Annotated in this window: 15 protein-coding genes; 8 read left to right on the forward strand and 7 right to left on the reverse strand. The window is 36.7% G+C overall.

Annotated features, from left to right (window positions below; all coding sequences use genetic code 11):
- Window positions 1-126: 126 nt before the first annotated feature.
- Both ACQV2O_RS05250 and ACQV2O_RS05255 read left to right on the forward strand, forming a co-directional pair.
- Window positions 127-345 carry an LOG family protein gene (locus ACQV2O_RS05250; RefSeq protein WP_428875164.1) on the forward strand — a complete coding sequence of 73 codons (219 nt, stop codon included), beginning with the start codon at window positions 127-129 and terminating at the stop codon, window positions 343-345.
- Window positions 346-429: 84 nt separating this feature from the next.
- Entirely contained in the window at window positions 430-1,047 is a 618-nt protein-coding gene (locus ACQV2O_RS05255) for a DUF5052 family protein (RefSeq protein WP_428875165.1), read from the forward strand.
- A 57-nt stretch (window positions 1,048-1,104) separates the two neighbouring features.
- Here the strand turns inward: ACQV2O_RS05255 and ACQV2O_RS05260 are convergent, their stop codons facing one another.
- The 4 genes from ACQV2O_RS05260 to ACQV2O_RS05275 form a co-directional block, all read right to left on the reverse strand.
- Window positions 1,105-1,692 (reverse strand): pyridoxamine 5'-phosphate oxidase family protein, encoded by a 588-nt coding sequence (locus ACQV2O_RS05260; RefSeq protein WP_428875166.1) that lies wholly within the window; start codon window positions 1,690-1,692, stop codon window positions 1,105-1,107.
- A gap of 91 nt (window positions 1,693-1,783) precedes the next feature.
- Complete coding sequence (locus ACQV2O_RS05265) at window positions 1,784-2,785, reverse strand: lipoate--protein ligase (RefSeq protein ID WP_428875167.1); 1,002 nt, start codon at window positions 2,783-2,785, stop codon at window positions 1,784-1,786.
- Window positions 2,786-2,791: 6 nt separating this feature from the next.
- Window positions 2,792-3,718, reverse strand: coding sequence for a lipoyl synthase (gene lipA / locus ACQV2O_RS05270; RefSeq protein ID WP_428875168.1), 927 nt, complete (start codon window positions 3,716-3,718; stop codon window positions 2,792-2,794).
- The gene (locus tag ACQV2O_RS05275; protein ID WP_428873171.1) at window positions 3,719-3,967 is read right to left on the reverse strand and encodes a biotin/lipoyl-containing protein; all 249 of its coding nucleotides are present in this window, start codon (window positions 3,965-3,967) and stop codon (window positions 3,719-3,721) included.
- Between the two features lie 352 nt (window positions 3,968-4,319).
- Here ACQV2O_RS05275 and ACQV2O_RS05280 point away from each other — a divergent pair, with 352 nt between their 5' ends.
- The 5 genes from ACQV2O_RS05280 (at window position 4,320) to ACQV2O_RS05300 (ending at window position 8,013) form a co-directional block, all read left to right on the forward strand.
- Complete coding sequence (locus ACQV2O_RS05280) at window positions 4,320-5,654, forward strand: DUF2254 domain-containing protein (protein WP_428875169.1); 1,335 nt, start codon at window positions 4,320-4,322, stop codon at window positions 5,652-5,654.
- Between the two features lie 243 nt (window positions 5,655-5,897).
- A complete protein-coding gene (locus ACQV2O_RS05285) occupies window positions 5,898-6,215 on the forward strand; it encodes a PTS sugar transporter subunit IIB (RefSeq protein ID WP_428873173.1) in 318 nt (105 codons plus the stop codon).
- A gap of 1 nt (window position 6,216) precedes the next feature.
- Window positions 6,217-6,552 carry a PTS lactose/cellobiose transporter subunit IIA gene (locus ACQV2O_RS05290; RefSeq protein ID WP_428875170.1) on the forward strand — a complete coding sequence of 112 codons (336 nt, stop codon included), beginning with the start codon at window positions 6,217-6,219 and terminating at the stop codon, window positions 6,550-6,552.
- 131 nt (window positions 6,553-6,683) lie between these two features.
- A complete protein-coding gene (locus ACQV2O_RS05295; protein ID WP_428875171.1) occupies window positions 6,684-7,541 on the forward strand; it encodes a hypothetical protein in 858 nt (285 codons plus the stop codon).
- Window positions 7,542-7,569: 28 nt separating this feature from the next.
- Window positions 7,570-8,013 carry a pyridoxamine 5'-phosphate oxidase family protein gene (locus tag ACQV2O_RS05300; protein ID WP_428875172.1) on the forward strand — a complete coding sequence of 148 codons (444 nt, stop codon included), beginning with the start codon at window positions 7,570-7,572 and terminating at the stop codon, window positions 8,011-8,013.
- A gap of 187 nt (window positions 8,014-8,200) precedes the next feature.
- On the opposite strand, the gene ACQV2O_RS05305 is transcribed toward ACQV2O_RS05300, so the two are convergent.
- The 3 genes from ACQV2O_RS05305 to ACQV2O_RS05315 all read right to left on the reverse strand — a co-directional run bounded on the left by ACQV2O_RS05305 (window position 8,201) and on the right by ACQV2O_RS05315 (window position 10,385).
- Window positions 8,201-9,178, reverse strand: coding sequence for a permease prefix domain 1-containing protein (locus tag ACQV2O_RS05305; RefSeq protein WP_428875173.1), 978 nt, complete (start codon window positions 9,176-9,178; stop codon window positions 8,201-8,203).
- Window positions 9,179-9,180: 2 nt separating this feature from the next.
- Window positions 9,181-9,507 (reverse strand): PadR family transcriptional regulator, encoded by a 327-nt coding sequence (locus tag ACQV2O_RS05310; RefSeq protein WP_428873178.1) that lies wholly within the window; start codon window positions 9,505-9,507, stop codon window positions 9,181-9,183.
- Between the two features lie 191 nt (window positions 9,508-9,698).
- Complete coding sequence (locus ACQV2O_RS05315) at window positions 9,699-10,385, reverse strand: phosphoribosylaminoimidazolesuccinocarboxamide synthase (RefSeq protein WP_428875174.1); 687 nt, start codon at window positions 10,383-10,385, stop codon at window positions 9,699-9,701.
- A gap of 196 nt (window positions 10,386-10,581) precedes the next feature.
- Between ACQV2O_RS05315 and uvrA the strand changes: the two genes are divergently transcribed.
- Window positions 10,582-13,428, forward strand: coding sequence for an excinuclease ABC subunit UvrA (gene uvrA, locus ACQV2O_RS05320; RefSeq protein ID WP_428875175.1), 2,847 nt, complete (start codon window positions 10,582-10,584; stop codon window positions 13,426-13,428).
- The last annotated feature ends 116 nt before the right edge of the window (window positions 13,429-13,544 follow it).

Below are 13,544 nucleotides of genomic sequence, written 5' to 3' on the forward strand. Positions count from 1 at the left end.
TTGCAAAAAATTTTCTTTTGAGAATAATTTTGTTTAATGGGCTAAGAATAACTATTTATTGACAAAAAATTAGTTATAATAGTAAATTGAAAAAGAGGAGGTAGACTATTAAAATAGTGGTTTATTGTGGTGCTTCCTAATGGAACAGGGATATCGGATGAAGTAGTGGAAGCCGTCTCTTGGAGTCGGGTGGGTCAAAACACGAATCCCTGTATATTCATGAATGTTAATGGTTATTACAATGGACTACAAAAAGTTTACCAACAAATGGTTGAAGAAGGATTTCTCTTAACGGAAGATTATAAGCAAATTGAAGGATTCATTAAAAACGAATCACGATTGTAAATAAGTGAAAATCAGCCTCTAGTACAAGTCGCTTAGTAATTGATTCTGGTAGAATAGATATACTATTAAGAAAAGGAGACTAAAATGAAAAACAAACACACTTTTAAATTATCTATCCTATTAATAATGGTTTTAGCTTTGACTGGCTGTCAGGCTATAAGTGAATTTGTTTCTGGCTTTAAACAAGATTTTATTGGTTTGACTATGACCGTCCAAACTTATGATGAGCAAGCCCAGATCATTGATTCTATGACGGGAAAATCAGTTTCAATTGAACGAGATGAAGAGTTCGATTCACAAACAGCTGAAGGCTCAACCAAAGCTGACTCACAGGTTTTAGATATTCAAATTGGTGGGCACACGATGACTCATGTAGGATCATCTTTGATTGCTGCTGAGAAGGGGTTAAATGACTTGACGATGGAGGTAGATAATCGCGTTGAACTTTATGATACGAGATCGAACCTTCCATTCATTTCGCGCTTACAGGACAATTTAGGCCAAACCTTTTTTGGTAAAAAGAAGACGATTATGGTGCGAAGCCAAAACGGAACACCTTTAGCCGTTTATTCAGGGAATAAGGTCTCCTATTTTAAAACGGATGTACCTAAGTCGACAGGACTCATAATAGATGGCAAGTATCTCTTTATTTACCGTTGTGATTACACGATTTATGACAATGAGTTACTCGAAAATAGTTAGTTATTTAAAGCGATTTTTGAAAATAAAAAAGAGGCGGACGTCAGTCACAGCCTCTTTTTAAACTTTCCATCCTCGGGCATGTTTCATTTCTTGCCCTTGATCATCGTATTTCTTTCTTTTGCTCGAAAGGTGCTCTATTTCGATAGCATAGACTTGAACATAATCGAAAGCTGTGTCAATGGCTTTATCAACTAGTGAATAATGTTTAGGGACATATTTTTTGGCGATCAGACGTAAGGCCTTGAGCAATTCTTTTTCGTTAGTAACTTTGCGAATTTTACCATAGATAATGGCTGACTCAAATTCAGTAGTAAAAACAGTACGGGCTAAAGTGCCCCAAGCAGTGGGATCAGCAGCAATCGTTTCGACTTCGCTTTCGCTATATAGATTTGGAACCTGAACCTGTCCAACAAAAGTGACACAGACAGCCATACCGTCTTCAAGTAAATCAACCTTTTTACCGGCTCTTGCACTATGAAAATAGAGGGTTTGATTGTGACGTATCATTGACAAAGGAATTGCATAAGGATAGGGTTGATCGGGCATACTTAGTACACCGTATTGAGCTTGATCGATAACTTTTTCAGCAAAATCATTGGGCATGGCACGGTCTTGACGGCGCATGGCTTGATGGATATCAGACATTTGAGATCTTCTTTCTATGGAGGTAGAGGATAAAAGCGACTTCTAAAAGAAAACATCAGGGGGTTTAGACCTGATGTTTTCTATTGATAGCTTATAAGTCTTTGAATAGAGTGTCAATAATTTGTTGATTACTGATGTTGTGAATTAAATCTTGCGGATAGTTATCATTAAAATGGTCTTGCATGGTTTTTTTATTAAAGCTAATCCCTTTTACAGAATGCTCAAAATCCCTTAAATCGTGCGTGCTAAAGAAGTCTCCTTCAAAAAGGAGTGATTGAATGACACCTTTTTCCACTTTGCAATGAAGTTTGAGGAGACCTCCGGGTAATACCGCTTCGTTAACTAAAGAAAACGCTGGATTACGGCCGAAGACCCACTCCCAGGACTCAAATTTTTCTTTTTTAAGTTTTTGAACGGCTAGTTCGTCTGCTTCACTTAGGTGGAAGTAACTTGGCTGCTCGCCTATAATTTCTTTGACTAAAGCGTCTTTAAAGGTCTTAGCATCCCAATCGTCTGGGCAGTAATTCTTAATATTAGTGGTTCGGTCTTTCACAGATTTGATCCCCTTGGAAATTAATTTATGTTTAGCTGGATTGAGATAGTTTGCCATGGCTGTCAAGTCAGTCTCAAATAAAAGTGATCCATGATGCAGAATGGAATTTCCTTTAAAACATTGTGCATTGCCGGAAATCTTTTTACCATGAATCATTAAATCATTGCGGCTATTCATTTCAGCAGGGATTCCTAAACTTTGCAATGCCTGAATGATGGATTGCATGAAGCGTTCAAAATTAATTGCTTCATGCCGCTTGTCGCCTTGAGGACGAGGTGTGATAAAACTAAATTGCCAGCCACCTCGGTCGGTGAAGATAGTACCGCCCCCTGTATTACGTCGTGTAATAGCGACTTGATCTTTTTCTAGTTCTGGTAAGTTCAGTTCAACATATGCATTCTGGTAATTACCCAGCATGACTGTAAAATCGGTTTGCCAGATCATGAAAAGGTCTTCTTTTAAAGCTTTTTGGGTCATTAAGTATTCTTCTAAGGCAAAGTAATAGTTAGGATCAAGTGAATCAGTCGGTAAATATAACATGGGTCTTTATGCTTCTTCTTTGGCTAATTGAGCCACTAAGCTATTTTCAGCATCAAAGTTATGGTCAACACCGACGGCATCCAAGGATTCATGAGCCTTGTAGGAGCTTCTTACTTGAGGTCCAGAGGCTACGAACTTGAAGCCCTTTTTCATCCCCATTTTATTGTATCTACCAAATTGTTCAAGCGAAATATATTCTTCTAGTTTGTAATGCTTAGGGGAAGGCTGAAGGTATTGTCCAATTGTAAAGAAATCTACGCCTACCGCTAAACTATCATCCATAGCTTGAGCAACCTCTTCTTCAGTTTCACCTAAGCCTAGCATTATCCCTGTCTTTGTATAGATATGGGGTGCTTGTTTTTTAATATATTTTAAAACGTCAAGAGAACGTTCATAGGTAGCGCGGTGACGAATTCTTGGAGATAAACGCTCTACCGTTTCGATATTATGATTAATAATTTCAGGATTTGCTTCAATAACAAGGTCAAGACTTTCTTTGTTACCTAGGAAATCTGGTATAAGCACCTCGATCGTTGTGTCTGGGCATTTTTCTTTAACAGCACGAATTGTGCGAGCAAATTGTTCAGCTCCACCATCTTCTAAATCATCACGTGCCACACTGGTCACTACCACATGGCGAAGCCCCAGTGTTTTACAAGCATCGGCTAAGTTTTCAGGCTCCTTGTCATTCACTTCTTCCATATTGCCTGTCAGAATATCACAAAAACGACAAGCTCTTGAGCAATGGCTACCAAGGATCATGAAGGTGGCTGTACCATTTTTGTAGCACTCACCTAGGTTAGGACAGGTAGCTTCGGCACAAACGGTATTAAGTTGTAGGCTAGAAAGTAAGTTATTAACTTGATCGACGGATTCATTGTCAAAGCGGATACGTGGTTTTACTTGGGTTGATGAAGAGGCAGTGATTTTCATTTAAGCTTCCTCACTTTCTTCAATGGTCGCAATTAAATCACCAGCAGTCACTTTGTCACCTAGCTCTTGATGGATAGCTATTAGCTTTCCAGAAAAAGGCGACTCAATCTCATGAACAGCTTTATCGGTTTCGACTGAATATAATACTTCACCTTTTTGAATGCTTTGGCCAACCTCTGTGGTCCATTCAATAATGACCCCTGACAATACTTTTGAACTTAATTTTGGAAATACAATTTCTTTTTTCAAAATGACTCCTCCAATCAATTAATTTAAAGTTATTTCCTAGGAAATCTCTACGCTCCATTGTAGACATTCCGCTATAAATGTTCAATACTTTTCACAAAAATTTAATCCAGTTCTTGCCTTCCCACCCAAGTTCATAAAACCTAGCGTACAGGCATTTTTATACCAAATACACTTAAGTTCGTGAAAAAAATAATAAGAAAAGTCCGAAAGATTGTGATAAAAATTCAAGAACTAGGTCTTGATTAATCATCATAAAGAGAGGTAAGAATTTATTTTGTGAATGTCTACTTGTGGAATGGGTAAGAATGTTCTATTCTTAATGGAAGATAGAGTGAAATGAGGAAAGGTGCATATGATAGAAAGCTTAAAACTATATTTTGAAGATCAAAAATCTTGGTGGGTATTTGTTTATAATGTTATACTTGCTTTCTTTTTAGCGGTACTTGTTATGTTAATGGATGTGCGCTATTGGGGAGACCTAGATGCGCTACCGAGTGTGTTACTAACCAGTCAAAACTTTGCGCAAATGATATTAAGTTCTTTAGCAGGCTCCCTTTTTGCTGTGGCAACTTTTACTTTTGCTACCATGCTGAGTGTGATGTCCTATTATGCTTCTAGTTTTGGGCCGCGAACAATTGAAAATTTTCTTTTTCGTAAATCGTCTACTCAAACTTTGGGTATTTATTTAGGTGGTTTTGTTTATTGCCTGGTTTCCTTATTTTTCATGCGCGAATCTCAAGGCGAATATTTAGTGATGTCGGGGACAGTGGCTTTAATGTATGGGATTACAAGTGTTTTATACTTTATTCGTTTTGTTTTTGATATCTCACAATCTGTTCAACACAATCAGGTCATTAAAGGACTATTTGAAAGAGCTTCAAAAATTATCTCGGAAAATAAAGCCTTTTTTGAAGCAGCAACATTTGTGGACCAATTGCCTTCTATTAAAGGGGCAGCCAGTCAAAGTGTGCAGTCTTTGAAACAAGGTTATCTAGATTTTGTCGATATTGATCGTTTATTTGATTTAGCAAAAGAATGTAAATGTGTGATTGTTTTGAAGGTTAGAAATGGTGATTTTGTAGGTAAAGGAGCTGTTTTAGCTGAGGCTTATTCTTTGAAGAAACAAAAAGATTGGGAAAAGTTTGAAGAGAAATTGAATCGGTCTTTTATTTTTCAACACGAACCTTCTTCTATGTACAATCCTGATTTTGCTCTTTCGAAGTTAACAGATATCGCTTTGCGGAGTGCCTCACCTTCTATAAATGACCCCAACACCATTAGTCATGTTTTTCGTTACCAGTCCATTTTATTAGGTGAATTAGGGCAAGCTCCGGCCAGGTATGCAGTCTATTTAGAAGAAATAGAATTACCTTCGTCACAAACACTAGAAGTAGGCGTTTGTTATGACTACTGCCCTTTTCAGAAGATTCTATTCCAAAATTTTGGTCAATTGGTTCAGTATATTAATCAAGACGCCTATTTAATTCGTGATCTTTATGAAGCCTTATATTTCATTGGCCTTAATTCTTCTCATAAGCATCAAGAGGTTATTAAAGGGTTTATATCATACTTATCAAATAAAATAACCGACCATTTTGAGTCTGAATATGACCAAAGAATGTTTAACGAAGTGATGGAACCTATTGCTAGGTTAAGGCCTAAAGAAACTGAGAAAAATGAGGAATAAAGGTGTAAAAAATTGCTGTAATTTGTTAGACTATTGGTGTGAGCAAAGATTTTAGTTTTTTAATGAGGCCGATCACAACGAATCAGCTTTATCAGTTTTAATGTGCGATTAAAAGACACCGTTAGTAAATAATGGCACTGTTTATCAAAAAAAAGCATAAAGCCGTTGAAAACGCTTAAATAATCAGCTAATATAGATTCTATAAGAGTAATTATTTGTGATTTATTATATGGAGGGTGACTAATGAGTAAAAAAACAATTATGTTGGTGTGTGGTACTGGAATGTCTACAACCATGTTGGTTAATAAGATGAATAATATTGTAAAGACTGAAGAACTAGATTATGAGATTATTTCATCTTCGATCCATGAAATGGAAGATTATGTAAACAATGAAAATATCGATGTCTTATTATTAGGACCACAAGTTTCTTATTTATCAGAAGGTTTGTCTAAACGCTATGCTCCAAAGCAAATCATTGTTGAAAGTATTGATAAAAATGATTACGGCTTAGCAAACGGTAGAAAAGTCTTGTTGCAAGCCGAATCGCTTTTAGACTAAAATGAAAGTAGAAGAAGTACAAGAAATTGCCATGCTAATGATTGCCAATGGTGGCGATGCGCGCAGTCAATCAATGGAGGCTATCCGCTTTGCTAAAGAAGGCAATTTTGATTTGGCTCAGCAGAAGTTCGCATTAGCCCAGGAGTCAATCTTAACTGCTCATCAATTGCAGACAAAGTTATTGGTAGGCGAAGCTCAAGGGAATAGCTCGGAATTATCTTTATTAATGATTCATGCCCAAGACCACCTGATGAACGCAATGACTGTTAACGATATGGCAAAAGAAATCGTCGATTTATATCAATTAATCCTACCGAATCATAAAAAATTTAAATAAATAATTATTTAAACCTTCTTTTTCTTTAAGAAGGTTTTTCCTTTCCATGGGAGAAGTTCACCAGCCCTATGTTGAAGCTAGCAGCGATAATTGATAAAATAAAGAATATCAAAAATGATAGGAGTGGTTAGATGTTATCTGATTCGATTCAAAGATTAAAAAGACATTATGGCTATTTTATGGGGACTATTCTTATTGCAACTGTAGGATCCTCCGTAATCAATAGAATTCTCAATATGTTCTCTCCGGTTAATGATCAATTGAATACATTTATTACCAGTGTTAATGAAACGATGACACCCGATCAATTAGTTCAATTTAGTCAAGATTTTTTTAAAGCACAATATACAGGTGTAGGAGGCTTAATAGCCTTAATCACTATGATACTATCGGTATTCCTACGCATTATGCAAAGAAGATCCTATTTTCAAAAGCTAAATTTTCCTGAAATGCGAATAGCAGATTCAGCTTTCTTTCATACCTCTCCTGTAAAAATCATTACACTTCCGATCAAGTCATTTTTTGCCAATGTCTTGGGTTGGATCGCCGGGTTCTTACTATTATTTGTTTCTGGCTTGATATTTTTTCAACTAAGCCAATATGGCAATACGGCTAGCTTAGTTTTTGTTTTGATATTTATGCTGTTGGCATTGGCCTTAAGCGTGTTTTTAGTACCTATTTCATATCTAATAGCATATGATGTGGAAGGCAAGTATAATTTCTGGGCAACCTTTACTAAAAGTTTAACGGTAGCTAAAAATAATTTTGGCCGAATCGCAAAAAGCCTAATAGTTATTCTTTTAATCTTTATTGTCTTTTTTATTTTGATAGGTCTTCTAGGCTTCGTTATGATGGATGGAGTTGGAGCGATTGTTACTGTAGGGTTGTTAGGGCTTCTAACAATAATTGGGTTAATTTTTTGGGTAGGTCCTTTAGTTGAAGTGTATATGGCTCAAACTCTAAATCATATTTTTAACAGAGAATATTAATTTCAATTGTTTTTTAAGGAGAAAAAAGATGAACATCGAAAAAATTATGGATATATTTCAAAATGATATGAAAGTCGCTGTGCTAGCAACGGTTGACAATGAAAATAAACCGCATGCTCGACATGTTCATGTTGGTCTAGCAAACGATAAAGGAATCTTTTTCATGACCAATCCTAAAACAAATCTTTATCAACAACTCCAAGACAATAAAGCTGTTGCAATGACAGCTATGAAGGAAGAAGATTATTTGATTCAGGTGATTCGGATTGAAGGGAAAGTACGAGAGTTAGGTAAAGAAAAATTAACAGAAATTTTAGGTAACAACCCTTATGTCGAAATAGTTTACCCTGATCAAGCAGATCAAGTGGGTGCCCAAGTGTTTCAAATATATGAAGGTAAAGGCTTCTACCACTCAATGACTCAAGGTCATAAGTATGAGTTTGAAATTGGTGGAAAATTATCTAAGATGTAATGATAAAGCCCTTTGAAAATGTAGAAGTTACATTTTCAAAGGGCTTCACTAATTGTTCAATTAGAAAGAATGCTGGAGGGATCTTGCTCTCAGTCAAAGATAGGTGGAGCTATACTTTATTAAAGCCAAAATCTCTCAAAGGTAAAGATTTTTTCATATAGCTATTTAGTAATCGAAGTGATTTTATTTAATCGGTTTTTAATCCTAACAAATGTTTTAAAAGGTCCTCTATTACGCTAGCAATTATAAAGGTCACCCAAGAAATTGCCCAAGCGCTACTGATAAACGACCAGAGAAAATAAATAACAGTGACCAATGGCCAGTATATATCATCAAATATTTTATCTGTTTTTTTAAGACGCTCTCGACTGTTGATTTCTTGAGGGCTAACCTGTGATGAAAGGCCAGATTCCAATAACTTTTTATAAGTTGATTGATTTCCTCCTAAATAGATGAAAAGGAAGACTGCGCTAGCAACACAGATCAAGAGTCCGGAAATAGTCAAATCTGCTAGACCAGTTGCTACATTTAGACTGTCAACTATAACGATAGGTATAATGGGTAGAAGAATTAAGGCGATACCAGCAATGAATCCATAAGAGCTAACTTTCTCTTGTTGTTTCAAGTCGTTTTTTAGTTGCCTTTCTAAGTTCTTAGATAAACGATATTCTCCCTTAGCTACTTTTTTTGGTTTGCCATTAAATTGGCTAGCTGTTACATAGAAACCAACAGCAATTACAATTGACACTATGATGATACTAATTCCGAAGCTATCGGCTAAGGTGCTGTTTTCACCTAAGACACTTTCTAAAGTCATGAAGACTGATGAAGAGGCAATCATCAAAAAGGTACCGAGGGCTGTTAATAAATTTGACTTGGTGCTATTGGTAATAAAAGCATGGATTTCTTCTTCTGTGAGTAAGGGATAGTGTGGCAGTTTGTTTTTATCTTGTGTTTTGAATTGATAAGCATCAATCAGTTCCTCAATACTGCCAAATTCAGTAATCACTTTACCAACGGCTTCATGCTCACTCAGACCTGAATCAATTAAGTCTTGGTATTTGTCTTCCATATTTGCCAAGATTTCTGCCTTCAGTTGAAGCATTTCATCATTGACTTCAATCTTGTTAAACATAGAATCAAGATAGGTTTTTATTACGTCCATAATTAAGCTCCTTTAATAATATTTTCCACGATTGCTTTAACGATTGTCCATTCTTTGACTTTATCTTGTAAGACTTCTTTCCCTTTTTGCGTTAATCGATAGTAGGTTCTTGGACGACCATTTGTTTTCTGGCCGGGATAGTCTTCGATTAAACCATCTTTTTTTAAGCGGTTAAAAATGGAGTAAAGAGTTGTTTCTTTCATGATGTATTTTTCATTGGATAAATGAGAAATTGTTTTGCCAATTTCATAACCATAGGAATCACTCTTATCTAAAATAGCTAGGATGAAAAGGTCGTTATACCCTCTAAAAATATCACTATTTATCAATGAATCACCTCACTCTTTTTACTGTATCTGATGGAGTATTTAAATTATAAAACAATTACTACGGCAGATAAAGTAGTTTTTTAAAAAATCAGACCATAGTCCTAGGAAAATAGGAATAAAACAAGCGTCTCTCGATTGTTTAATCGAGAGACGCTTTGATTTTATTATTTGGCTTAGATTTAAAATAGGAATTAAGCTTTAAATAGTAATTGGTGTAATTTCAATGGTTCAATATATTGGCCGTCTTTATAGACACGCATATTACCACCAGAGATTTCATCAATTAGGACAACTTCATCGTTGTTTTGTAAAGTACCAAATTCAAACTTAATATCATAAAGATCAAGACCATGAGCTTTTAATTCATCAGATACAATGGTTGTAATTTGACGAGTGAGCTCAACGGTGCGGTCTACTTGTTCAGCGGATAAAATATCAAGAACAACTAATCCGTCTTTAGTGATTGGTGGATCTTGACGATCATCATCTTTAATTGTGAACTCCACGTATTGAGGAAGATCACTGCCTTCTTCAATATAATCACCGTAGCGACGGAAGAAAGAACCCACTGCTTTTTGGCGGCAAATCACTTCTAAACCTTTACCAAACACTTTAGCAGGCTTAACCTCCATTGTTTGTTCATCCATGTTTGCATTAACAAAGTGTGTTGAGATTCCAGCTTGATGGATTTTTTCAAAGAAAAATTGAGACATTTCTAAACCAGCACGACCAACGCCTTCGATAGATAGACCAACAGAGTTCGCCCCAGGGTCAAAGACACCGTTTTCTCCAGTGACATCGTCTTTAAATTTTAAGAGGTAGTTTCCATTTTCCAAGGAGTAGACGTCTTTTGTTTTGCCTTTATAAACTAATTGCAATTTCAACACCCTTTCTTATTAACATAAGTTAATTTTAGCACACCCCTATCTTAAGGAGTATAAAAAGTTAGATGAATAAACGAAATTCCAGTTAAACGTTCGGGAAAACATACGAACAAATTTTCTGGTTTAGAAAGTGACCTGTGTTATAATGAGGTGAAGAGTTTTTTTACGGACAGAGAAGAGAGGGATTATTTTGACTAAAGATAAAATTACCATCAAGGGTGCAAGAACCCACAATTTAAAAAATATAGACATAGAAATACCTCGTGATCAATTAGTTGTAGTGACTGGATTATCGGGGTCTGGCAAGTCATCACTTGCCTTTGATACCCTATATGCAGAAGGCCAAAGAAGGTATGTAGAAAGTTTGTCAGCCTATGCACGTCAATTTTTAGGGCAAATGGATAAACCGGAAGTCGATTCGATTGAGGGTCTGAGTCCCGCCATTTCAATTGATCAAAAGACAACCAGTAAGAACCCGCGCTCAACCGTAGGAACAGCTACTGAAATTAATGATTTTTTACGTTTGCTTTATGCCAGAGTAGGGACTCCCTACTGTCCTCGTCACAACTTACCCATTGTTAGACAATCTGTTGAACAGATGGTGGATCGCTTATTGGAATTACCAGATCGCAGTAAAATTCAAATTCTTTCACCACTTGTAAGGAATCAAAAAGGGCAGCATAAAAGAGTGTTGGAGCAAGTAGCTAAAGAAGGTTATGTTCGTGTAAGAGTAGATGGAGAAATATTTGATTTAACCGAAGTTCCCGAACTTTCAAAAAAAGTCAGTCATACTATTGAAATTGTGGTCGATCGAATTGTGATTAAAGAAGGGATTCGATCTCGACTTTATGACTCCGTTGAAACAGCAGTGAATGCTTCTAAAGGTTATTTAGTTGTAGATGTAATTGATGGAGAGGAACTTTATTTTAATGAGCATTATACTTGTCCATACTGTGATTTTTCTATTGAAGAGTTAGAACCAAGACTTTTTTCTTTTAATGCACCCTTCGGTTCTTGTCCGGCTTGTGATGGTTTGGGTGCTCGTTTAACTCCTGATGAAGATTTAATTATTCCTGATCCAACCTTAACTTTGCGTGAGGGAGCCTTTTTACCTTGGGGCAAAGAAGGTTCGGGCTACTATGCTTCTATGCTAGAACAATTTGCTAAAGCTTACGGTATCCCAATGGACCTTCCTTATGAAGAATTAACCAAGGACCAACAAGAAGCGCTCAAATATGGGCAACCTAACTTTCACTTTAAATTTACCTTTGAACCCATGCACGGTGGTAAGAAGCGAACGGTTGATCAGACATTTGAAGGGATCTTTAATAATGTTGAAAGACGCTATAATCAAACAAGTTCAGATTATATGCGAGATGTTTTGCGTAATTATATGCAAGAGTTAGAGTGTCCAACTTGTAGAGGTCAACGCTTGAACGAAAAAGCTTTAAGTGTAAGAGTGGCTGATAAAAATATTGCTCAAGTGACAGCATTGTCTATTGATATGGCAAAAATACATTTTGAAAATATACAATTTGATGAGCATGACTTGATGATTGCTCAACCGATTATGAAAGAAATCAATGATCGTTTGACTTTTCTAGATAATGTGGGATTGGAGTATTTGACACTCGATCGAATTGCAGGCTCGTTGTCAGGAGGAGAAGCTCAAAGGATTCGTTTAGCTACCCAAATTGGCTCGCGACTAAGCGGCGTGCTTTATATACTGGATGAACCTTCAATTGGCTTGCATCAACGAGACAATGATCGCTTAATTCATTCATTAATGGAGATGCGTGATTTAGGGAACACCCTAATTGTTGTTGAGCACGATGAAGAGACCATGTTAGCAGCTGACTACCTAATCGATATTGGGCCTGGTGCGGGCGATCAAGGAGGAAAAATTGTAGCTGCTGGAACCCCTCAAGAGGTAATGGGGAACCCTGACTCTCTTACTGGTAAATACCTAAGGGGCGAAAAAGGGATTGTTGTGCCTAAAAAACGTAGACAGGAAGACTTAGGTTGGATTGAGGTCAAGGGTGCTCGTGAAAACAATTTAAAAAATATCGATGTTTCTTTTCCAATTGGTCGCTTAACTTGTGTGACTGGCGTTTCCGGTTCTGGCAAATCGTCCTTAGTGAATCGCATCTTAAAAGTTGCCTTAGCTAAGCGGTTAACCTCTACTCAGGAAAGACCGGGTAAATTCAAAGATATCAGTGGATTTGAAGAGCTAGAAAAAGTGATTGAAATTGATCAAAGTCCAATTGGTCGAACTCCAAGGTCTAACCCGGCAACCTATACTTCTGTTTTTGATGACATTCGTGCATTATTTGCGAATACTAATGATGCTAAAATTCGCGGTTACAATAAAGGAAGATTTTCATTTAATGTCAAGGGAGGACGTTGTGAATCTTGTGGTGGAGCAGGTATTAAGAAAATTGAAATGCATTTTCTCCCAGATGTTTATGTTCCGTGCGATGTCTGTCATGGCGCCCGTTACAATTCAGAGACACTCGAAATTAAATTCAAAGGACAATCGATAAGCGATGTCTTAAATATGACAGTCGATGAAGCAGTGGAATTTTTTGATGCGCATCCAAAGATAGCGCGCAAAATGAAAACGCTGCAAGACGTAGGTTTAGGCTATATCCAGTTAGGACAATCGGCAACCACTTTATCGGGTGGAGAAGCACAGCGAATGAAATTAGCCGCTGAACTTCATCGTGTTTCCAATGGCAAAACGCTTTATATTTTGGATGAACCGACTACTGGATTACATGTTCATGATATTGTTAAATTAATGAATGTTATTAATCGATTAGTAGAGGCTGGCAACACGGTAGTTATTATTGAACACAATCTTGATGTAATTAAAACGGCAGACTATATTATTGATATGGGGCCCGAAGGTGGTAGTCACGGAGGTCAAGTAGTGGCTGTTGGTACTCCGGAAGAAATCGCTAGAAAACGAAAGAGTCATACTGGCAAATTTTTAAAAGATATTTTGAAGCGCGATAAAGATAAGGGTTTTCGATAATAGAGAGCATAGGCTGGGAAATTAAGACGTCCGGCCTATGCTTTTTTAATAATAGCCGCTATCCTAATAACAGGAATCAGATAACGATTTCTTTAAAAACAAATATCAGCCTAGGG

This window comes from Facklamia sp. P13055 (assembly GCF_050409445.1).
GTDB lineage: Bacteria > Bacillota > Bacilli > Lactobacillales > Aerococcaceae > Facklamia.